The following is a 21,082-nucleotide window of genomic DNA, read 5'->3' on the forward strand; positions in this document are numbered from 1 at the left end:
GATATTTATTTGTGATGATGGTATTGGCGTTTGGCGGACAGCAAGTTTGTGCGCAGGATGCTATTTTTCCCAGGCTTTTCTGTCGCCCATTTATCTGAATCCGGCGGCAACGGGATCGGGGGAACATGACCTGCGGTTCAGCGCCATTCACCGGCGCCAGTGGTGGACCATCCCTTCGCAGTTCAGCTATACAGCGGTATCGGTGGACAAATACGTGCCTTCGCTGAAAGGAGGGTTTGGATTGCTGGGCACGCATAGTAGTGAAGGATATTTAAAACAAACGGGTATTTATGGTTCTTATTCTTATACCATTTGTTCGGCTACTTTATCGGCTGCCGAAAATGGTGAGTTGCCCAAATGGTTTCTGGCGATGGGACTGCAGTTTGGGGTGACCCAGCGGCGTATTGATTTCAGCAAACTGGTATTTGCCGATCAGCTCGATGTGGATGGGGTGATACCGGGCAGCAGAAGCGGAGCTGATGCGGCGGTGAATAATGGCAAGTGGCGGCCTGATTTTGGCACCGGGGCTTTTTCAATTACAACCTGACAGAGAACAGCCGGCTCTTACTGGGTTTCAGTGGCCATCATATCAACCGGCCGGATGAATCGCTGATCTCCAGTTCCGATACCGCCCGTAGTCAACTGCCTGTGCGGTGGGGAGGCAATGTGATGTATACCTATACCAATCCCGAACGAAGCTGGTCGTACAGTTTGGCGGGATTGCTGTACCGGCAGGCCAGGAACAATTCCATGCAGGTAGGTGCTGAGGTGACGCAGAATAATTATGACATCAGTGTGGGCTTATGGTACCGGAGCAGCATTAATTTCCGGGATATGGATGCTTTTACGGTGACGTTGAGCCTCAATTTATCGGGCCGGGAGAATACGCGGCATAAGGTGCGGGCGGGTATTGCCCATGATGCGCCTTTGGGTAATAACCGGTATTCCTATACCACGGGTAGCTCGGAACTGGGATTTGTATGGGATGTGGACACCTATCCGCAGGACAGTGACAACCCCTGTAAACCACGGATTACCAGTAAGTATGCTTGTCCGGTTGGGTATTAAGGTCCTGGGATGGTGGCTGGTGGCGGGCCGGCCGAACTTTTTGACTTTCTTTGAATTAAGTTTTTGCCGAAAGGTGATTTTAGCTATTTTTGCAGCCCAAAACGTAAAATAAACTGTACAGATTTGAATGTTTTACTTTACACCTGTAAAGAAATCTATGCAGAAATGGTAAGATTATTTTACACTTTTTGCCGAGGTAGCTCAGTTGGTTAGAGCGCAGGATTCATAACCCTGAGGTGATGGGTTCAATTCCCATCCTCGGTACACGGAAAGGCTTCACGAAAGTGAGGCCTTTTTGTTTATATAATCCAGTTTTAGCTGGCGGATAGTACTCCACCCACTACAATTCTGTTCACCGAATAAAAGGACTGTTGCTTGACACTAATAATGAACTATATCAAGCGATTGTTTTTGTAATGGCCTCAATACCCGCATTTATTTATTTTTATTTCCTAATACTCGCAGTTATTAAATCCCAGATAATGCGGGGTTCAACATCTATAAGATCTGCAATAAGAAAAACCTCTCGTATGGTAAGTATTTTGGGATCCTTTATAAGTTTTGACATTCGTGTGATATTGGTATTCAAATCGCTACCAAGAACACTTTATATCTACAATCTTGAAAAAATAAACTTCAGTTCTATCCAAAGTAAAGGACGGATTGATTCAAAAGAATGGAATGATAGCTACAGTGATCTTCTTGCGGTGTCTCTTTCAATGTTAGATGAACTTCAACTACCTCCTGCGCTTTCTTTTAATCATCTTCAAACAAATAGGCCTACTCCCCAAATAAGTATCTGGGGTCAACACAAAATCACTTTTGTGGGCCTTTTTCTACTACTTGCATCAATATTCCTATGGTCATTTAATACTTGGGTAAAATGGAACTGGTTGACTATCCATCCAAAACGAATTGCATTATATATTTCATTTCAATGTACATTTATTTTTATTGCGACTTTGCTTGTTACAGGTAATAAACAAGGAAGGTTCATTGAATGGCTTGGCGTTACATTATCTATCATCTTTGGGATAATTTCGTTAATTGCATGATTAAAAACTATACTTAACTATCATTATACCTAACAAAACAATACACCAAAGTATTGGTCAAAACCTTTTCAGATAAAATCCACTCTATTAAATTATAATGAAGCTCTAAGGTATCACTTTTGCAAGGCTGTAGGCTTTGCCCTGGACTGATTCCATATCGCTAACTAACACCTGGCCCTAAAGATGGACCGCTCTACAACGCAGCATCCACCGGACAGCAGAGTGACTCACCTTGTACCTGACTTGTTACCCCAAATCTACAACAGCCTCCCCTCCTGTTTTTCAAAAATGGGACGGCCTCCTCCGATAGATGGGACGAACGACTCATGTTTTGGGACGAACTGTATTTTTTTCCTCGAAAACTCCTTCCCAATTGGGGCGATCCGAGGAAACACCTGGGACGAATGACGAATGCCCTGGGACGAATAACACAAAACTCACAGGTTGTCCTCATTGCTTCCCCGGATCTTCCTCAATGCCTCCTCAATGGCTCCTCGGGCCCCGAGGAAGCAATGAGGACCCAAAGAGGAGGAAGAGCGAACCTATCGAGGTACCATTGAGGAGAATCCTTTGAAAAAGAGTATCGTCCAACTATTATCTCTGTTTGCCATTCTGGCCATAACTGTATTCCGTGCAGGAATTATGGCCAATTGAGCCATTAAACTGTCAATATACCCCATTTGCCTACCTCCTATTCTTTTGCAAAAAGGGTGTTTACCCCGTTTCTTTTTCATTGGAATGATCAACCTTACCCCCGGGATGAGTTCTGTAGACAAAAATTGAGGATTACCGCCAATTCATAACTATGAAAAGAACAGCTATTACATTATTGGTTTTCCCGCTTTTAATAGCACATCTTAGTTGCAAATTCAAATGTGAAACCTGTAGTGGAAAGGGAGTACTGGAATGTTCACTCTGTGATGCGAAAGGCAAGCTTGACTGTGAGAACTGTGAAGGAGAAGGTACTACCGAATGCTCATCCTGCGAAGGTGATGGTTTTGAACGATGCAGCTGGTGTTATGGAGAAGGAGAAAAAGATGCATCAATTGCCTGGGTGATGGAACAGCGTATGGCTATGACAGTGATGGGAACTACCGGGAAATGATATGCAGTGATTGCAATGGATCAGGAAGCAAAGAATGCTACTCCTGTGGTGGTGATGGTAAAAAAGATTGTTTTGATTGCCGGCGAGGCAAAATAACTTGTGAGGACTGCGAAGGAGAAGGAAAAACCGAATGCACCAAATGCCAGGGACAAACCACCATCACCTGTTCCGATTGCAACGGTGCTGGAAAAAAATAATGCTTACGGATTGTCAAAATAAAGCACAAAGATTGCGAGATGGGAGGCAATTGACATCCTATTTAACTAAGAACACTTCGTGATTTCCCTGGTGTTTGCCTGATCATTGCCTGGTATTCCCTTGGTATTTCCCTGGTAAAGTCCTGGTCAGGCCCTGGTTAACTCCCGCCTAAGCCCTGGGTAAGTCCTGATCGTACCCTGATCAACACCTGATCAGCTCCTGGTCAGCCCTGGCATCATCAAATCACCCCAATTGGCAACTACCTTACAGGCTGGTTTTCTGACTTCCTAACGCTGCCCAACAACCAGTAAGTCAAATTATACCGGGCATGCCCGGACATTTTAGACGCTTTACGACACCTTGCGACACCGCAACTTGGAAACCACCTTCCAGCCATCGTATCATTGTGTCAAAAGTTCATTATGATACGACTTACTACACAACCATTATTTACAGAAACTGTCGGACCCGTTTCGCCATACCGGGTATTCGGAAAGGAGTGCAAATCTTACCTAAAATGCAAACATATAACCCACCTGCTCACTGGTCTCCGCCAATGGCTAAACCTGATAATTTTCAGTAATGATACCTGCGACCTTAGCAAGGTTTTGTTTTCCTCATTTTCCTTTTTATAGCTTAAAATAAAAACTATGTCACATTTAAAATCTATTCTTGTCGTGTTACTGTTCCTCAGTACTATCCTATCCTGCAAAAAAGGAGATACGGGCCCGCAAGGAGATACTGGAAATACTGGCCCACAAGGGGTCGATGGGCCGCAGGGGCCACAAGGCATTTCCGGAAATGCCAATGTGATCATGTACACGTATAATGGCCCCATTTCGATGACTATTGGCACTGATCTGACGTTAAGTAATGTAACGCAGGCAAGGATGGATTCGAGCCTGGTACTTGCTTATTACATACCGGCTGCCTATAGTACTGACTGGTACCCCATTCCCGGTGTGGGTGGATATGGTACTTCTGTACAGTATCAAACAATTTATAGTCTACGTGCATCCACGGGGAATAAATTTATACTCTCATTAAGGTTGTTCAATGCAAGTTTTACGGCTTACAATGGATCAACGGTAGTTTGGAATAAGATCAAAGTAATAGTCGCTCCTGCCTCTTCCATATTACCTGGTGGAAGACGCGCCGCAGGGGCTCCGGCAGTTGACCTTTCAGACTACCATGCTGTCGTGAAGTATTTCAATCTTACTGAATAAGTGAATTGGCCGGTAACGAAGTTGCGGCCCTCCTATCGCCGTTCAAAGCCGCCGGAGGGCCGTACCACCCGTGGCCAGGTGAAGGGCATTCCTGACAAGCAGCTTTCTTTTGAACTGCATCTGTGGCAACGTCGGCAACGACGATTCAGGCGGACGGCAGATAAACAAGTTCACTCGTCATTAATTCCCTGAAAATAATGGAGACATACGTTACAATGCCGTTCAGTTAAGAAAACCTTTGCCAGTTACAAAGGTGGGCCACGCTGCAGCGCTGCATCAGCCAGGCTTCAGCGTGACTCACCTTAAAGCGGAAATTATATAAGCTAGACCGATCAGCATTCATTTCAGAAATCAACTTCCCCTAATTCAATTTCTCCAACTTTATACCCTAGTTCCCTTGTTGCTATTTCTTTAATCTCTTTTTACCCAAATAGCCCATTGCTCATCATCCATAAGCCCTACAAATTGCAATCCGCTTGGTTCAAGGGATGCGGTTATATGTTTTTCGTTTTCGTTAAAACTAAACCAGTAAGGAGATCCATTTTTGACAGACTTGTCATCTGTATTAAATCCTAACCAGCCTTTCAGTTGTTCGTAAATTACAGGTACTCTATCCCAAACTTCATCCGGAGCATCATACCGGATGTTTAAGTTCATTTCCTGTTGGTTCATTGCGTTTGATTTGAGTTCCTATTTAATAAACTTTATGCGGTACCAAATTTATAAGCCATCAAAGCTATCGGTTTTGAATAATTCTAATTCAAACTCTTTTTGACCAAGTGTATTACCATAGCAATAATTCTCAACAAACTTAAAGCCTGTAGTCAATGCGCCTTTGAACAGCGCACTTTCAACAAGGCAATTTGTCATAAAGGCATTGGTGAGGTTGGTATTTCGCAGGTAAAACAATGGTGCTAATATAAAATACTTCTTTGTATGGCTAGTTTTCATAAGCACTGCACTGCCCTACTCTCCTTCCGGGTCTACGACTTCAATTTCGGCCACCCGGCCCACCTGCCCATCTTCCAGGCGCACTTTAATGCCACGGGAATGAAAAGCTGCTGAAGTAAGGAGTTCCTTTACAATGCCGTAAGTGAGCTTGCCTGTTCGCTGATCCTTCTTAAGAATAATGGCTACTTCCTGACCAGGATAAATGTCTTTTCTGTATTGACCGTCCATACGATTTAACTTATGGATGCAAAATTATAGCAAATTTATTTCTACTTTTATTCCCTCATCCTATCATGTCCTCCCCATCTCATATAGAAATTGAATGGCTGCGCCAACTGGCGCAGGGGACGAAGCTGCCTTTACGGCCATCTATCACCAGTATTGGAAACTGCTCTTTTCGGTAGCAGCTAATAAACTCGATAACCTTACCGACGCTGAGGAGGTGGTACAGGAAGTATTTGCCGATCTGTGGAAACGCAGGTCGGAGATCAATATCCAACAGTCGCTGAAATCGTACCTGGCAGCCGCGGTTAAATTCCAGGTATACAGCCTGCTCCATAAAAAATACCGCCAGCGCCAACAGGAGGGGAATATGCAACAACTTACTCCTGTCACGACACACGTGGAAGAACAATACGATTATAAAGAACTACAGCAACAGCTTCATCAAACGGCCGCTCAACTGCCCGAGCGCTGCAAACTTATCTATGAACTAAGCCGGGAAAAGGGACTCTCGCACAAGGAAATTGCCCAAACGCTGGATATTGCAGAAAAAACGGTGGAAAACCAGCTGACGAAAGCACTGAAGCACCTGCGCACCTCGCTAAAATCCTTTTTTTCCTTCCTGTCATAGGCTTCAAAAAAATTATTCCTGCCCATAGGGGTAAGGTCTTGTTTTCTTACCTGTATAGTAAATATGCCTTTTCATGTCTGAAAATGATGTCAATGATCCTGTTTATTACCAGGCGCTTGTTCACAAACTTGTTGCCGGTACCATTACCCTGGCCGAAAGACAGGCATTGGAACAGTGGTACAATGCGCAACAGGATCATGCTGTTGAGATCCCAGCCTCCTTTGCTGCCAGTGAGGCGGAACATGAAAAGCGCCTGTTGGCAAAGATCAGGCAGCAGGCAGGGTTGTCTGCAATGAATGTTCCTGTACACGGTGCGCGTATTCGTACTATTTACCGGTGGGCTGCTGCAGCGGCTGTACTGGTATTGATCAGTACGGGTATTTATTTTTAAGCAACAGCAGCAGTCATACGGGGCCGGTAGTTGCGCATAATGGCCAGCTCCGCTGCCTGGTACACCTGTTGCCAACAATGTACTGACGCTGCCCGACGGATCGCAGATTTGGCTTGATGAAGTAAAGAACGGCCCCTGGCAACACTGGGGCATACTACTATCACTAAGCAGGATCACCAGATCATCTATACCACTACCGATGCTGGTGATGCAGCCGGTTATCACGTGATCTCCACCGCACGTGGTTCGTCGTACGAAGTAGTGCTGACTGATGGCAGTCATATATGGCTGAATGCTGCCTCATCCATTGGATTTCCCGCTGGCTTTTCCGGATCGGAGCGTATAGTAGATCTGTCGGGTCAGGCCTGGTTTGATGTACAACATGCCGATAAGCTCCCTTTTCTTGTTCACTCGCGTACGCTTACCACCTCGGTACTGGGAACGGCCTTCGATATCAAGGATTACCCGGGAGAAAGCGACCGGATGGTATCTGTGCAACGGGGTAAAGTAAAGGTACAGGCAGGCGACCAGGTATTGGCTACGTTGGAAAAGGGGCAGCAGATCAAACTACAGGCCGGTATGGTTCAACAACAGCTCATTGATACATTGGCGATAGCCGGTTGGAAGCAGGGTGAACTGGTATATGATGATGAGTCATTGGGCGCCATTGTAGCCGATCTGCAAAGGGTATTCAAAGATTCGATCGTCATTAAAGACACTACCCTTGCAAAAGCAAAACTTAGGGTTAAGTTCCAGAAAAGCACTGGTATTCAACAAATACTTGACATTCTCAGCACTGTCATTGACAGGCCCCTCGCCAAAAAGAATGGCGTTTATATTATAGAATAAGCAAACACTCATAAAAATTGTATGAAACGGATCATCCCCATCCTGTTACTGGTATCCTGTGCCCTGTTGATAATAAACCGCAGCCATGCGCAGGACATCAGCAAAGTGACCATTAGCATCGATCTAAAAACGTAACCCTGAAGGAGGCCCTGAGCACGATAGAAAAATTGACGCCTTTTAAATTCACCTATAAAACGGATGCTATTGCCGGCATTCGCAATATCCGGTACCGGCAACAAAATGTGCCGGTGAAGAAGGTGCTCGATGACCTTTTGCTCAACAACGGTTTACAATATGAACAAATACAAACTTATATACTGGTAAAAAAGCCAGGCAGCACTTCGACACAAACGGCAACGGTATATGGAATTATAACGGCTGCACAATCGGGCGAAGCGCTGATCGGGTCTACTGTCAGTTTATCGGGCAATAAAACCTACACCACGCTTACAAATGCCTATGGATTTTATTCGCTGACGGTGCCTTCGGGCGATTATGTATTGAACAGCTCGCACGTTGGCTTTTTAGAGAGCAATGAAACGGTGGTCATCGGGGAAAGCTATCGGCATAATGTAGCACTGCAGGTGAAAGAGGCAGATACGATGCAGGCTGTTATCGTTTCTTCTGCCGGCAAAAAAGCATTGTTCAAAATGTGGTGACAGGCAATCACCGGCTAAGTACGCTGGAGATCAAAAAAATAGCGATGGGCGGCGGTGAGCCCGATGTATTGAAGAGTCTGCAATTTTTGCCGGGTATTCAGGCTGCTGCAGAAGGCACTACGAATTTATCTGTACGCGGCGGCTCTTACGACCAAAACCTGATCCTACTGGATGAAGCGCCGGTATACAATCCTACGCACTCGCTGGGCTTCTTTTCTGCCTTTAATACGGATGCGCTGAAAGATGTGGCCATTTATAAAGGTGTATTCCCGGCTCAATATGGCGGACGGCTCTCTTCTGTGATAGATATCCGCATGAAAGAAGGCAATAACAGGGAGCATTCGCTTACGGGGGCATTGGTTTGATCGCCAGCCGGCTTACCTGGGAAGGCCCGCTAAAAAAAGGCAGCTCTTCATTTATGATCTCAGGCAGGTATAGTAATACAGGCGCCCTGCTGAATACAGCCTACAAAATGAATATCATCGATGCGGCTACCAGCAAGAACAAGATATCTTTTTACGACCTGAATGCCAAGATCAATACAGCGCTTGGCCCACGTGACCGGTTGTATTTATCGGCTTATACGGGTCATGATAATTTTTACCTGGTTCCCCTCGATATGGAAACGCGTACCAACTGGGGTAATACTACGGTTACTGCCCGTTGGAACCATATTTTCAACAGACGTTTATTTGCGAATACCTCGCTGCTGTACAGTCAATACCGGTATACGTACTTTATGCTTGACAGTGCCCGGGATTTCTCCTGGCGGGCCAACCTGAAAGAGGTGATCCTGAAAACGGATTTCGATTGGAGTACGAACAAAAACAGTCTGCTGAAGTTTGGTGCGGGCATTTCCTTTCAGGATGTATCGCCTGGAAAAACGATCTCCAATACAACTCATTTGCCCGACCAAGGCATTACGCTCAACAACCGCAGCTCGGCCCAGGTATTTGCCTACTTCAATCATGAACAGCAATTAAACAAAAGGCTAAGTGTATCTTATGGCATTCGGGCTACTGGCTTTGCAGCACTGGGAGATGCATTGGTGTACCAGTACAATGCAGACACTACAGCAGTGACGGACAGCACTTTTTATGGTAAAGGAAAGATCGTCGCCTCCTATTTTGGGGCCGAGCCCAAAGCCACTGCCCGGTTCTTATTATCTGCTGACCTTTCGCTTAAACTGGCATACGGCCGGAATTACCAGTTCCAGCATTTGCTTACGAATACTTCGGTGGGTTTGCCCACGGACCTTTGGATGCCTTCCAATACGCATTTCAAACCACAGTATTCGGATCATTTTTCGGCCGGTGTATTCAAGACTTTTCCAGACGCCTCCTGGGAGGCAAGTATGGAACTGTACTATCGCCAATCGCAGAACGTGATCGATTACCGCGACAATGCTGAATTATTCCTGAATGATAAAGTAGAAACGCAGGTATTGACCGGGCAGGCGAAGGGATATGGTGTGGAGGTATTGGTCAAAAAAATAAAGGGGCATCAAAAGGATGGATCAGTTATACCTGGTCAAAAGCTTCGCGGCAGATTGATGGCATCAACAATGGTGAATGGTATCCTGCCAGTTACGACCGGCGGCACAATCTTTCGATCGTATACAACCAGACGTTATCCAAAAGATTAAGCTTTTCTGCCAATTGGGTATTTCGTAGTGGCAACCGTGCCACGGTGGCATTGGGAACTTATGCTTTTAATGGCATCCGCTCTTTGTATTACAGTACGCGAAACGGGTATAGCTTACCTGCACACCACCGGCTGGACCTCAGTGTAAGTTGGCAAAGCAGGATCAAAGCCATCAAAAAATTTGAGGGTGAATGGGTGCTAGGTGTTTATAATGTCTACAACCGCCGCAATGTAGTGTCGCTGTATGCCCGGCAAGACCCACGCAACTACTCGTACATCAAAACCTACCAGGTGGACTTCGGTGGTATTATTCCCTCGATTGCTTACAACTTTAAATTCTAATCATCATGCGTATTCAACAATATATAGCCAGTCTTCTTTTGCGATAACGATTGCCAGTTGTACCCGGAATTTTGAGCTCGCTCCGCAGGCAGCCAAACCAAAGTATGTGATAGAGGGAAGGATCAGCAATATGTGGGGGCCCTATTATGTGCGCGTTACTAAGTCGGCGGGATTTGTTGTCGATCCCGACCCCTACTTTCCGTACCGTGACAGTGCTGAGCCGGTAAAAAATGCCCTTGTTATTATTACGGATGATGCCGGTGTAAAGGATACGCTGATCCCCAGTCCGCACTCCATCGACCGGTATGTATATTATTTTCGGGATTCTACCCAATTCAGTGATTCCAACATCGATTCGGTGTTTACCAACGTTGACGATCGTGCCACGACCAATGAGCGTGGGTTTTATCAAAGCAGGAAAATAAAAGGACAGTCCGGCCATACTTATTACCTGGAGGTACAGATTGGGGATACTGTATTCCGGTCCTCAGCTTATATGCCCCGGGTGCCGGCATTGGAAAGTGTGGGCTGGGCCAGGGACACCATGCTCAGTCCTTATCTTAATAAGGGGCTGATCCCGGTAGCCCGGTTCAAAGATCTGCCCAATGAAAAAAACTATTATGGGCTCAACTTTAGCTATTCGTTGCATGCCTACCGGTACGATCATTTTCTGGCGCCCGGCATCTATTCGGCAGCCACGCTCGGTGCACTCCCTATTATGTATTTGATGATAAGTTCTTAACAACGGGAGTAAACACGATTCCGGTACGTATGAAGCCACTCAATGTACAGCATGATCGTTTACCTCCAGGGCATTACCCCTACTGGGATCATCCTAACGTACGACCAAGGCACAATCCGGTACAGATCAGGTTGCATGCTTTGACCAAAGAAACGTATGATTATTTCAATGTATTGAACAGGCAGTTGGAGGTCAATGGCAATATCTATAAGCCGGCGCCTGCATCGGCACACGGTAATATCAGCGGCGGGGCACTTGGCTTTTTTTATGCCACCACGATATCCGACAAGGTGCTTTATTGGTAAGACAGAGGACTCACTGCAGTTTCTTGTATTGGATACCACCAAACGAAGCTGTGCCGTGAATGGTATCAATATGCATGGGCCGGAAAAATTCTCTTACGCTTCCTTTCATAAAAAAGCCCTCATTCCTGAGGGCTTTTGTTTTATCGTTTTTAACCAGTAAGCTATTTTACATGGAAGAAGTGTAGTTGAATTGCTGACCACCGCTAATTCACAGGAAAGAGCGTTTTCATAATCTTGGGAGCCACATACCGGCAACGGCTCCAAAGATACCCACCACCATGGCAAGGGTGATGATCAGGAGAAAGGCGGAGAAGGCCCATTTATTAGAGCGCTCTCCTGAGAATTTAGCTTTAAAGTATAAAGCGGCTACTGCCTGGGGAAAGATGTAAACAAATACACCCAGGAAGGTCAGGAAAGGGCCGGTAAAAGTTTTGGGATCGAAGCCCACTGGTCCACGGTTGATGACAAGCCAGAGCATCAGGAATACGCGAAAGAACCATACACCGCTCATGGCCAATAAGAGGTGCACGGCCCATTGGTTGTGCAAATTAATTTTCCGTTGAATGGCATACCGGATGGAAAAGAAAGCACTGGCAAGGATGATCAGGGCGTTGATGGAAATGGTGACCTGGGCAATTGGTCCGCCCACTGCTCCCCTTACCCAGGTAAGGTATAAACCTCCGGCGCCAATCAGGAAGGCAGAAAAATGTAAATCCTGCCGCTGATCCTGTGAAACCGGGGTGCCTTTTTCCTGACGGCTGGTATTAATTGCAAGGGCCCCAGGATCATGACCACTGCAGCGAATGCCACATGCAAGCCAAAGACCAGGTTGCCCATGCCATCGCCTTTGAGGTAGAAATCAGGATTGACGGTATTCCACCTTTCAAAGTTTCCCTGCGCAGCTGATCTCCAATACAGCAGGATGATATAGGAGGCAAAAATAACTGTCCCAAATAGGTGACTACGAACCAAAAACGGGCTGTATTCCTAAAGGAGCGTATGGCTAGTGCCTGGGGCTTTGTTTCATGGCGCTGAAGTAATTGGCTAAAGGTAACTTCAGCACCAGGAATTCCCACTTAACAATTGTTAGGAAATAATCTCACGCCTGATCCTGCTCAGGCTTTCGGGTTTGATGCCCAGGTAGGATGCAATGTATTTAAGGGGCACATTTTTGATGATGGCAGGCGCCTCTTTCATGAGTTTCATATACCGCTGCTCGGCGGTGAGGTTGGCCAGGTCATTGATGCGCTGGCTGTCTTCGTTTTGTATTTGCTGGAATAGCTTGATGGTGTAGTCCTTTTGTGTGTAGCTGGTTTTGGCTGAACTCTGGGCATCGGCATGGGTAATTCTCAACAGCTCACAATCGGTAATGCATTGGAGGTATTCGTTGGTAACGGTTTGTTGTGCAAAATGGAAGTAAGAGGTAAAGAACCGGGGGCCATTGTTCAACTCCACAATTATTTCCTCTCCTTTATCATTGATGTAATACTTGCGCATAAACCCGGAAACAATAAAGTTGTGGTGTGTGGGAATCTTACCAGCTGCATCGAGTATGGTATCTTTCGCGACCTGCAAGGGTTTAAAGTTTTGCCGGCATTGTGCCCGGTCATGTTCGGGGATGTCGATGATCAGGGAAATGTATTCAAAAGGGTGTCATAGTAATGCTGCATCGCCCAAGGGTTTACTATAAATGTACATATATCAATCATAAACAGGCTCAAAATTATCACCGCAGTATTCCTTGCGCATAAACCAATTAATTATCAATTAATTGAGCTATTAAGATAAACCTACCGCCTAAACAAGGTCTTTTCAGAAGGCATAATCCATATCAATACCGGAAAATATTGGGGGCCTCTCGCCGGAGAGATCACCGCACCAATGCGGGTTTTTAATGGCAGGAAGAGCTGGGCCGGGATACGCAGCCAGCCGGGCATATTGTAATAGTTGAAATTGAATAAGGCGCCTGGCTGCCAGCCTATGGAAGGCACAAATACAAACGACGGGTGCTTGTGTATGAATTGAACGCCTGTCTCGGTATAACTATACAGGGCAATGAAAGTTTTATTGCTGATCCAGTAATCGAGGTTTGAGCGGATACCTGCCCTCAACTGGTAGCTCCACTCCTCGAGCTCCTGGGTTTTATTTACCCGGCTAAAGGTGCCCCTGCTAAATGAAACGGTATACCCGTTCCAATAATCAAGGGTGCCACGCTTTTCTTGTTTACTATCATAACTGTACTTTTTTAAAAAGCTTCCGGTATTCAGGCGAAACTCCAAAGCTTTATAATATTCGTTGGAAAAGGTGGCTCCATTAATGCCCACCACAAAAGAGTTGCCCACTCTGCTGCGGATGAAATTGCGCAAAGGGAGGAGGTGGCTTGCCCTGGTCATTCCGGGATTGATCTTAATTGAATCGGGCAAGAGGGTCTTCAGATCGGTGTTGTAGGGTATTGGTACAAGGGAGAGGCTTTTGATATGTACAAGCAGGTATTGGGGATGTTGTTTTACATTGGCGGGAAACTGTAATAGGTTATCACCTGTTCCTGCGTGAGCAAATGCCAGCAAGAGGTCTTGCAGTGAAAGGCTGACGGCCTCAATCACTCTGTCGGCTTCGCGGGTAAAAGAAGGATATTGATTTTATCTATGGTATTGGCCTGCATCCAGGCATGATGGGTATTGTTGAAGCTGCCATCGCCATAGGCTTTCCAGACTTCTCCTTTCCGGTTTACGACTGTAGTGCCATACTCGCTGTAGAAGTCATGTAATGCCTTGTTATTGGTGAAAGAAGCCATAATGGTACGGTTAACTACCAGGTGTCCCGCCGAAAATGCATCTTCCAGAAAATGGTCGGCAAAGGCATTGAACAGGAATGCATATAAGAGTAATTGACGGGCTGCAGCGGGGTCACTCCGGACGGCCAGTCCGCTTTGTTCTGCCAGGTCCACCGCCACGAGGTGCATGGTTACATACATATTGATGGCATTGGTGTTGTTCAGTTTATTCATAGCGGTATTGATGGCCGCCGGGTTTTGACATAACCTGATCATGGCGGGATCAAAATGCCTGAGTTGCTGCTGAAAGGACCTGTTGTATTCGTAAAAATGGGGGATGTTCACTGCAGCCAGCATGAGGTAGTTGAAATCGGTCTTCACCAGTTTGCCATCGGGCGCTGCGGTGTACCCCATCCGGATATAGGCTTCGTGTAATGCCATGATACGTTGCAAGGCAGAACCTTGCATCCTGAGTTGCTCCTCCATGAGATACGGATTGCTACTATGATCGCCACTTAATGCATTCAATACGCCATAGGAAACAGGGGCATGCTGGCTTAATGCGCCAAAATAACAGGTACCGTTTATTGAATCGGTTTTGAGGTCAAGCAACTGTAAAAAACCTGCACCTCCCGGGGTATTCTGTAATGCAGTGATCAGGTGCAGGAAACTTCTATCGCCAATGATCTTATGTTCGCCATATTTATTAGCCGAAGCGGGCAATACCAGGAGCAAGGCCAGCATAAGCTGGATGGTTGTTTTCATGCGCTGAATGGAACTGATTCAACTCCAAAGCTATCCGGTCCATTGATCTGATTTGACGAACTAGATAAACTGGCCGCAAAACCCGATGAAACGCACCTAAATCTATACGAAACCAAATGTTGTTTATTTTATTTTTGACAGATGTATAAAGACCCATTTGTACGATTGCTGGTTTCGCCGGAAAGAAGGCTGATCAGGCACTTCAGCATCCTCGTCTTACTGGCTATGCTGGTGTATAGCGGCGATGCCTCTGAGTATCCTCCCAATATGTTCCTGGTGTTGATGGGTGGTACGCTGGTTATGATACTGGTATTGCCCTATTTCAATATGTACCTGCTGGTGCCGCGATACTTGTTCAAAGGGAAATATATACAGTACGTTTTGTCGACGCTGGCAGCGGTAATTTTTATGTGATCCTGTTCAACCAGGTAGGCAATGCTTTGAAGCAATTCCAAATCCGTCCGGAGGAAACCAAAGATGAAAAGATCAGTACAGTGGTTAGTTTCTCGATAGCCCTCGGTATCCTGGTCGCCGCTTCCACTGCCATCAAACTGTTTCAACGCTGGGTGAAGGATAATTACCGTATGGCCCACATGGAGAATGAAAAGCTGCATGCGGAACTGGAGCAATTGAAGAGCCAGGTGAATCCTCATTTTTGTTCAATATGCTGAACAATGCCAATGTGCTGACGCGCACTGATCCTGATAAAGCCAGTGAAGTACTGTACAGTCTGTCTGACCTGTTGCGGTATCAATTATACGGCAGCCGGGCGCCTTTGGTTCCGTTGCCGGGAGAAATCAAATTTCTGCAGAACCTGCTCGAACTGGAGTGTATCCGACGGGATCATTTTTCCTTCAGTATTACCAAACCAGAACAATTTCCACTGGTGATGGTTCCTCCGCTGCTGTTCATTACGTTTGCAGAAAATGCGGTCAAGCACAGTGCAGAGGCTAAGAACGCTTCTTATGTACACCTTCAATTTGAGTTGCAGGGTAAAACCTTGTACTTTACTTGTAGTAATTCAAGGCCTCAGGGCCCCGGCAGGAATGGGGTAGAACCTGGCGGCCTGGGGCTGGTGAATATTGGCCGGCGGCTGGAGTTGCTTTTTCCGGAGCGGCACAGTATACAGGTGAATAAACTGACGCATCAATATACGGTAATGCTCATATTGCAATTATGAATTGTATTGTAGTAGATGATGAGCCGCTGGCGCGGGAAGGCATCCGGCACCTGATTGGCGGCTGTCCTGAATTGACCTTATTGGCCTCCTTTGGCGATACGGATGCTGCGGCATCGATGATGGCGACGGCGCTACCCGACCTGGTATTCCTGGATATTGAAATGCCCGATGTCAATGGATTGGAATTTGCCCGAACGATCCCGCGCGGCACACTGGTGATCTTTACCACTGCGTATAGTGAATATGCCCCTGAAAGTTATGAGCTGGATGCCATTGATTACCTCATCAAACCCATCCGTCCGGAGCGGTTTCGTAAGGCGGTTGATAAGGCCACTCATTATTTAAAACTGTTGCATACTGTGGCAGCTGTAGCCGAGGCGCCAGCTATTGAAAAGGACTATATCTATATCAGGGCCAATGGCCGGCATAATAAGATCAATTTTGATGACTTGCTTTATATTGAAGGGGTTAAAGATTATGTGATCCTGCATTTGAAAGACCGGAAGATCATGACAAATATGATATTGAAAACGATTCATCAGGTGCTACCGCAGCAATCGTTTTTCCGGGTAAATAAATCTTTCATCATTAATGCAAGGCATGTGACGGGCTACAACAACAGTTCGGTATACGTTGGAGAGGAAGAGCTATCGCTGAGTCATGTGTACAAAACTGCTTTCCTGGAGCATGTTGCCAATGGGCATTTGGAACGTTAACAGTGTAGGATTCTTTAATGAATTTTATGGTTTGTAATCAGTCGGGTGTATTGGTAATAACCATGCTCTATAAAAAAGTAAAGGGCCCCGCGCATTGGCGGAGCCCTTTAGGTTGGGTCGAGCATAGTGAAGGGTACCTCGTTCACTTGACGGATTAAGGATGCCCTACACCTGATGAAGCCTATTAGAATTAAAAACGGGGCTTGGTTCTTTATAAAGGGTTTTGTTCCTTGATATGGGGATTGTAGTTGAGCTCGGTAGCCAACGGGATCTGCAAGGTGAATAGTTTTCCGGCAGGCACTACCAATTGATTGGTATGGTTGGCAGAACCAGCGCGGCTAACACCAATATTCCAACGCTTGTTGTCGAAAAACTCAAAGCCTGCCTCTCCCCACAATTCAATACGGCGTTGTAATTGGATCTCCTTCAGTAAGGCATCGCCGGTACTGGAGGACTTAACATAAGAAGGATCTCTTTCACGCGCCAACTGATAAAGGGTCGTTTGGGCATCACCATGCTGACCTGCACGTGCTTCGGCCTCGGCCTTGGTGAGTATCATTTCGGAAGTGCGCATAAAAATATCATCCTGGTTGTAATTGGGGGTATTGGCATCAATGGCGGGAGCAGCAAACTTATAGCTGTAATACTTGAAATGCTTCTCGGGCAATTGGGAGCTGGCGTATTTGTATTCTACAAATGGGGCGGATACAAAGTTCTTCCGGCGGTAATCGGTAGGGGAAATCTGATCATACAGGCGTTGATCGATGGCCACCCAGGATCCCTGGTTGCCGCCATAACCGCCTTCGCCTTTAATGTTCATCCAACCGGGGAAGGAGCTGGTACCTTTTCCGGATGCGGTAGAAAAATCGTACCCAAAAATGGTTTCGGGCAGGGTGATATTACTCATACCGGCGGTGGTGTACTGAGCTTCATTGATCAGGGTAGGATATTCCTGTACCACATAATTGGCAGCGGCAATGGCCTTGGGCCAATCGCCGATGGTGATGGCAGCGCGGGCCAGTACTACGGAAGCTACTGATGCATCAAAATCAACCTTGCTGAATTTGTTGGACAGTCCCGAAGCCTTGAATAAATCTACAGCCTGGATGGCATCGGCCATTATGAGGTCCCATACATCTTTGGCTGGAGCCCGGTCTTCTTCACCACCAACGGTGGTATACAAAGGAACACCTGGTTTGGTGTTTCCACCATGCAAGTAATCGTCCTGGTACAGCCACATGAGGTAAGTATAGCTCATGGCGCGCATGGTGAGGGCAGCGGCCTTGTATTTCATGATGAGCTTATTCGCATCGGTAGTAACGGAGGGATCAAAATCGGTAGGGACCAGGTCGAGTATCTGGTTGGCATAAAAGATCCACTTGTAATACATGCCCCAGTAGAGTCCTGCGCGGGCCTGGTTTTCTTCACGATAGTTCAGCATCTGGTAATCAGATACCAGCCATCCACCATTGGTATGGGCCAGTACCATATCATTGCCTTTGAGGTTCAACAGCATGTTGCTCACCAGGAAATTCCTGGAGTCGACTGAATTGACGGGAACAAATCCATTGACCTGGGATACCATACTGGTCACCATGGGCTCCAATACGGTGGCGGGTTTTGTTTTAATGATCTCCTGCAATTGCTCCCGGGTCATGGTGCCAGCCGGGTCTATATTTAATGATTTGGAACAGGAACTCAGGAGGGAAATAATGCTTCCTGCTATGATGATAATTTTTTTCATGATTGTTTCATTTAGAGGGTCAGGTTGATACCAAAGGTGATGGTACGGGTTTGGGGAAAACCAAAGGCTGCGGTGGTAGAACCTCCATCAAAAGATTGTCTGGGGTCCAGTCCTCTTTTGGCAGAGAAGAAATGCAGGTTATCTACACTGAAGAATACGCGCAGTGCCTCGATGCCATTTTTGGCAGCCAGTGCCTGTGGCAGGCGGTAACCCAAACTCACGTTCCTGATATTAAAATAAGAAGCATCAAACAAGGCCCAATCAGCATATTGCCCCTGGGCTCCACCGACGGGTCTGTTGTAATAGCTTTGAGCACCGTTCATGAACATGGGGATATTTGAATCGGGATTTTCGGGGTCCATCCCTTTGTCATATCCTTATGAATGCCCAGTAATCTTTGCAGGGTGAGGTTTTGGTAGGTCAATGAAATGGTTTTACCCCCAATTTGCCAACTGGTCATCAAAGCGAAATCAAAGTTCTTGTACTGCAGCTGGGTATTAAAACCACCTACCAGGTCGGGGGAGGCGGTACCCAGTTCAAACTTGGTACCATCGCTACCTTTGGTAGTAACGATATCGCCTACTTTCTTGCCGGGGTATAATGACAGGTTATCGGTAGCCCGCAGTTCCTTGTACAATAAGCCTTCGCCGGTAGCCTTGTCTACGCCGGCATATTTATACATGTACAGGTTATAGTAGTCTTTGCCTTCGCCACGGAGGTAGTTGCCTTCTTCGTAGTTACCATTCAGGAGGGCAGAACCCACGCCCGGAGGGATGGACAGTAATTTGTTTTCATAATGAGAAGCACGCATGCTTACGGTCCAGTTCCAATCTTTGCTGCGGATCACATCATAGCCCAGCTCTATTTCATAACCTGTATTGAGCAGGGAAGCTACGTTTTCCAATTTGGAAGCCTGACCGGTAGAAGCGGGTAATGGTTTTGCCCATAACATATCCACGGTCTTACGATGGAAATAATCCACGGTACCATAGAAACGATCCCAGATACGGAAGTCCATTCCGGCATCAAAAATGTTATTGCTTTCCCAGGTAAGGGCTTTGTTGCCAAAGGAGGCCTGGTAGATACCCAGTACCGGATTTTCGATAGAACCGGTATTGGAGATGGCCCACACATCGGTCCATCGATTGGCGCCTACGTTTTGGTTACCCAATGTACCATAGCTGGCGCGTAACTTCAGTTCGGTAAGCCAGGAGGAAGTTTTATCCATGAATTTTTCCTGACTGGCCCTCCAGGCGCCACCTACTGACCAAAAGGTGCCCCATTTATCGTAACGGAAATTGGAAGAGCCATCGGTACGGATGCTGGCAGTTAAATAATATTTGCTGTCGTAGTTATAGCTGAGCCTTGACAGGTATCCTTCCAATGCTGAGCTAACGCCATTGCCGGTAAGGCTGTTGATTCGGATGGCATTGGTCATATCGGGATTATTGGGCGCAAACATCAAGGACTTGGTACCACTCATGTTGTCGCCGCGTGTCCAGCGGTATTCATGACCGGCCAATACATCGATTGAATGGACGCCAATGGCCTTGATGTAATTGATGGTTTGTATGGCATTCAGGTTCATTCCTTTTGCCCAAAAACCGGAAATAGATCCCTGTGCATCCCGTGCAGCGGTACCGCTCTCGTTGTTGCCGTAGGTTTTGTTATAGGTATAGATATTGTCGAGGGAGAAATCCAGTTTTACACGGAAGTCTTTCAGGAAAGTACCTTCGAGGAAAGCGCGGCCAGAGAAATCATCGGAGGTTTGCTCGGCCAGGTCTTTCTCAAAATAGATGGCTGGGCTATACCCTGTGAAGCTGGCGCGTTTGGTAGGCCCATAAGGGGACCAGGTTTCGCCGGTGCCCAGGTCGTACATGATATCACCGTTAAGGTTGCGTCGAATGCTGCCATCCTGGTTATGAGCAAACAGGGGCCAGGTGGGTGCGAAATAATCTTTGAAGGCAAATACGTTGTTATTAACGGTACCGCCTGAATAGTTGGGCACATTGGAATAGCGACGGGAATAGGAAAGGTTCATGCCCCCTTTCAACCAGTTGGTAATAACGGTATTCACTTTCAAACGGGCATTGTAGCGATTGAAATCGGAACCCATTACATAGGAAGGATCGCTCATGTAGCCAACGGACATGAAGTAGTCTGTTTTATCATTGCCCCCGCTCAGGCTCACATTGTATTGCTGGCTGAAAGTTTTCTTAATGAAGTAATCGTTCCAGTCGTCATAATACAATCTTTTTGCATCGGGCCTTATCTTTCCTGTTGCGGGATCAATGAGTGTGGTACCGGCGGGGATATCATACAGCATGTAATTGCCCAGGAAATTGGGGTTTTGGATGGCGGCACCGTTGGCAGTAAAGAGGTTTTTACTGGCATACTGGCGGGCATCTGCATCATTGAGATGCAGGCCCGCAGCAGCCGGATCGTTGCTATATCGAACGTAGTTATAAATACCTTTCCAGGCGAGTTCATAAAATTCGGCGGGATCTTTTACCATA

Annotated in this window: 29 protein-coding genes and 1 tRNA gene; 19 read left to right on the plus strand and 11 right to left on the minus strand. The window is 46.5% G+C overall.

What is annotated here, in order from left to right:
• The first annotated feature begins 46 nt into the window (after positions 1 to 46).
• From RS881_RS46010 to RS881_RS46035, 6 genes are all read left to right on the plus strand, one after another.
• On the plus strand, positions 47 to 547 hold the full coding sequence (locus RS881_RS46010) for a type IX secretion system membrane protein PorP/SprF (protein ID WP_315816946.1): 501 nt from the start codon (positions 47 to 49) through the stop codon (positions 545 to 547).
• Positions 548 to 612: 65 nt separating this feature from the next.
• Positions 613 to 1,068, plus strand: coding sequence for a PorP/SprF family type IX secretion system membrane protein (locus tag RS881_RS46015; RefSeq protein ID WP_315824823.1), 456 nt, complete (start codon positions 613 to 615; stop codon positions 1,066 to 1,068).
• Between the two features lie 190 nt (positions 1,069 to 1,258).
• Positions 1,259 to 1,332, plus strand: a tRNA-Met gene (locus tag RS881_RS46020).
• A gap of 266 nt (positions 1,333 to 1,598) precedes the next feature.
• Positions 1,599 to 2,123 carry a hypothetical protein gene (locus tag RS881_RS46025; RefSeq protein ID WP_315816947.1) on the plus strand — a complete coding sequence of 175 codons (525 nt, stop codon included), beginning with the start codon at positions 1,599 to 1,601 and terminating at the stop codon, positions 2,121 to 2,123.
• Between the two features lie 805 nt (positions 2,124 to 2,928).
• Positions 2,929 to 3,228, plus strand: a complete 300-nt coding sequence (locus tag RS881_RS46030; protein WP_315816948.1) for a DnaJ-like cysteine-rich domain-containing protein — start codon at positions 2,929 to 2,931, stop codon at positions 3,226 to 3,228.
• Between the two features lie 875 nt (positions 3,229 to 4,103).
• Positions 4,104 to 4,652 carry a collagen-like triple helix repeat-containing protein gene (locus RS881_RS46035; RefSeq protein WP_315816949.1) on the plus strand — a complete coding sequence of 183 codons (549 nt, stop codon included), beginning with the start codon at positions 4,104 to 4,106 and terminating at the stop codon, positions 4,650 to 4,652.
• Positions 4,653 to 5,063: 411 nt separating this feature from the next.
• Here the strand turns inward: RS881_RS46035 and RS881_RS46040 are convergent, their stop codons facing one another.
• From RS881_RS46040 to RS881_RS46050, 3 genes are read right to left on the minus strand one after another with little or no spacing between them, the layout of a single operon-like run.
• On the minus strand, positions 5,064 to 5,324 hold the full coding sequence (locus tag RS881_RS46040; RefSeq protein ID WP_315816950.1) for a hypothetical protein: 261 nt from the start codon (positions 5,322 to 5,324) through the stop codon (positions 5,064 to 5,066).
• A 48-nt stretch (positions 5,325 to 5,372) separates the two neighbouring features.
• Positions 5,373 to 5,603, minus strand: a complete 231-nt coding sequence (locus RS881_RS46045; RefSeq protein ID WP_315816951.1) for a hypothetical protein — start codon at positions 5,601 to 5,603, stop codon at positions 5,373 to 5,375.
• A gap of 15 nt (positions 5,604 to 5,618) precedes the next feature.
• The gene (locus RS881_RS46050) at positions 5,619 to 5,831 is read right to left on the minus strand and encodes a YwbE family protein (RefSeq protein ID WP_315816952.1); all 213 of its coding nucleotides are present in this window, start codon (positions 5,829 to 5,831) and stop codon (positions 5,619 to 5,621) included.
• 94 nt (positions 5,832 to 5,925) lie between these two features.
• Here RS881_RS46050 and RS881_RS46055 point away from each other — a divergent pair, with 94 nt between their 5' ends.
• From RS881_RS46055 to RS881_RS46095, 9 genes are all read left to right on the plus strand, one after another.
• Positions 5,926 to 6,456, plus strand: a complete 531-nt coding sequence (locus RS881_RS46055; protein WP_315816953.1) for an RNA polymerase sigma-70 factor — start codon at positions 5,926 to 5,928, stop codon at positions 6,454 to 6,456.
• A 73-nt stretch (positions 6,457 to 6,529) separates the two neighbouring features.
• Positions 6,530 to 6,847: a hypothetical protein gene (locus RS881_RS46060; protein WP_315816954.1), complete on the plus strand. Its 318-nt coding sequence runs from the start codon at positions 6,530 to 6,532 to the stop codon at positions 6,845 to 6,847.
• A gap of 225 nt (positions 6,848 to 7,072) precedes the next feature.
• Complete coding sequence (locus RS881_RS46065; protein WP_315816955.1) at positions 7,073 to 7,696, plus strand: FecR family protein; 624 nt, start codon at positions 7,073 to 7,075, stop codon at positions 7,694 to 7,696.
• A 167-nt stretch (positions 7,697 to 7,863) separates the two neighbouring features.
• Entirely contained in the window at positions 7,864 to 8,355 is a 492-nt protein-coding gene (locus RS881_RS46070; RefSeq protein ID WP_315816956.1) for a carboxypeptidase-like regulatory domain-containing protein, read from the plus strand.
• A complete protein-coding gene (locus RS881_RS46075; RefSeq protein WP_315816957.1) occupies positions 8,349 to 8,720 on the plus strand; it encodes a TonB-dependent receptor plug domain-containing protein in 372 nt (123 codons plus the stop codon). The genes RS881_RS46070 and RS881_RS46075 overlap by 7 nt, the downstream gene beginning before the upstream one ends.
• Positions 8,721 to 8,773: 53 nt before the next feature.
• Positions 8,774 to 10,000 carry a TonB-dependent receptor plug domain-containing protein gene (locus RS881_RS46080; protein ID WP_315816958.1) on the plus strand — a complete coding sequence of 409 codons (1,227 nt, stop codon included), beginning with the start codon at positions 8,774 to 8,776 and terminating at the stop codon, positions 9,998 to 10,000.
• 44 nt (positions 10,001 to 10,044) lie between these two features.
• Positions 10,045 to 10,341, plus strand: coding sequence for a hypothetical protein (locus RS881_RS46085; protein WP_315816959.1), 297 nt, complete (start codon positions 10,045 to 10,047; stop codon positions 10,339 to 10,341).
• Positions 10,244 to 11,083: a DUF4249 family protein gene (locus RS881_RS46090; protein WP_315816960.1), complete on the plus strand. Its 840-nt coding sequence runs from the start codon at positions 10,244 to 10,246 to the stop codon at positions 11,081 to 11,083. Before RS881_RS46085 ends, RS881_RS46090 begins: the two co-directional genes overlap by 98 nt.
• Before the next feature lie 29 nt (positions 11,084 to 11,112).
• Positions 11,113 to 11,388 (plus strand): DUF4249 family protein, encoded by a 276-nt coding sequence (locus tag RS881_RS46095; protein ID WP_315816961.1) that lies wholly within the window; start codon positions 11,113 to 11,115, stop codon positions 11,386 to 11,388.
• Positions 11,389 to 11,614: 226 nt separating this feature from the next.
• Here the strand turns inward: RS881_RS46095 and RS881_RS46100 are convergent, their stop codons facing one another.
• The 5 genes from RS881_RS46100 to RS881_RS46120 form a co-directional block, all read right to left on the minus strand.
• Complete coding sequence (locus tag RS881_RS46100) at positions 11,615 to 12,037, minus strand: hypothetical protein (protein WP_315816962.1); 423 nt, start codon at positions 12,035 to 12,037, stop codon at positions 11,615 to 11,617.
• 41 nt (positions 12,038 to 12,078) lie between these two features.
• Positions 12,079 to 12,360, minus strand: a complete 282-nt coding sequence (locus tag RS881_RS46105) for a DUF2306 domain-containing protein (RefSeq protein ID WP_315816963.1) — start codon at positions 12,358 to 12,360, stop codon at positions 12,079 to 12,081.
• A 114-nt stretch (positions 12,361 to 12,474) separates the two neighbouring features.
• Positions 12,475 to 12,963, minus strand: coding sequence for a Crp/Fnr family transcriptional regulator (locus RS881_RS46110; RefSeq protein ID WP_315816964.1), 489 nt, complete (start codon positions 12,961 to 12,963; stop codon positions 12,475 to 12,477).
• A gap of 215 nt (positions 12,964 to 13,178) precedes the next feature.
• Positions 13,179 to 13,991 carry a hypothetical protein gene (locus tag RS881_RS46115; RefSeq protein ID WP_315816965.1) on the minus strand — a complete coding sequence of 271 codons (813 nt, stop codon included), beginning with the start codon at positions 13,989 to 13,991 and terminating at the stop codon, positions 13,179 to 13,181.
• A complete protein-coding gene (locus RS881_RS46120; RefSeq protein WP_315816966.1) occupies positions 13,988 to 14,926 on the minus strand; it encodes a hypothetical protein in 939 nt (312 codons plus the stop codon). Before RS881_RS46120 ends, RS881_RS46115 begins: the two co-directional genes overlap by 4 nt.
• 141 nt (positions 14,927 to 15,067) lie before the next feature.
• On the opposite strand from RS881_RS46120, the gene RS881_RS46125 reads away from it, so the two are divergent.
• Genes RS881_RS46125 through RS881_RS46140 form a run of 4 tightly spaced genes read left to right on the plus strand, consistent with a single transcriptional unit; the run spans position 15,068 to position 16,822 of the window.
• Positions 15,068 to 15,340 carry a hypothetical protein gene (locus RS881_RS46125; protein WP_315816967.1) on the plus strand — a complete coding sequence of 91 codons (273 nt, stop codon included), beginning with the start codon at positions 15,068 to 15,070 and terminating at the stop codon, positions 15,338 to 15,340.
• Positions 15,337 to 15,597, plus strand: a complete 261-nt coding sequence (locus RS881_RS46130) for a hypothetical protein (protein ID WP_315816968.1) — start codon at positions 15,337 to 15,339, stop codon at positions 15,595 to 15,597. The genes RS881_RS46125 and RS881_RS46130 overlap by 4 nt, the downstream gene beginning before the upstream one ends.
• Positions 15,591 to 16,106, plus strand: coding sequence for a sensor histidine kinase (locus RS881_RS46135; protein ID WP_315824824.1), 516 nt, complete (start codon positions 15,591 to 15,593; stop codon positions 16,104 to 16,106). The genes RS881_RS46130 and RS881_RS46135 overlap by 7 nt, the downstream gene beginning before the upstream one ends.
• Positions 16,103 to 16,822 (plus strand): LytR/AlgR family response regulator transcription factor, encoded by a 720-nt coding sequence (locus tag RS881_RS46140; protein ID WP_315816969.1) that lies wholly within the window; start codon positions 16,103 to 16,105, stop codon positions 16,820 to 16,822. Before RS881_RS46135 ends, RS881_RS46140 begins: the two co-directional genes overlap by 4 nt.
• Positions 16,823 to 17,033: 211 nt before the next feature.
• Here the strand turns inward: RS881_RS46140 and RS881_RS46145 are convergent, their stop codons facing one another.
• From RS881_RS46145 to RS881_RS46155, 3 genes are read right to left on the minus strand one after another with little or no spacing between them, the layout of a single operon-like run.
• On the minus strand, positions 17,034 to 18,566 hold the full coding sequence (locus tag RS881_RS46145; RefSeq protein WP_315816970.1) for a RagB/SusD family nutrient uptake outer membrane protein: 1,533 nt from the start codon (positions 18,564 to 18,566) through the stop codon (positions 17,034 to 17,036).
• Between the two features lie 11 nt (positions 18,567 to 18,577).
• Positions 18,578 to 18,928, minus strand: a complete 351-nt coding sequence (locus RS881_RS46150; protein ID WP_315816971.1) for a hypothetical protein — start codon at positions 18,926 to 18,928, stop codon at positions 18,578 to 18,580.
• A complete protein-coding gene (locus RS881_RS46155; protein WP_315816972.1) occupies positions 18,886 to 21,081 on the minus strand; it encodes a SusC/RagA family TonB-linked outer membrane protein in 2,196 nt (731 codons plus the stop codon). The genes RS881_RS46150 and RS881_RS46155 overlap by 43 nt, the downstream gene beginning before the upstream one ends.
• Position 21,082 lies beyond the last annotated feature (1 nt).

Source organism: Paraflavitalea speifideaquila (genome assembly GCF_032395985.1).
In the GTDB taxonomy this organism is placed as follows: Bacteria; Bacteroidota; Bacteroidia; order Chitinophagales; family Chitinophagaceae; genus Paraflavitalea; species Paraflavitalea speifideaquila.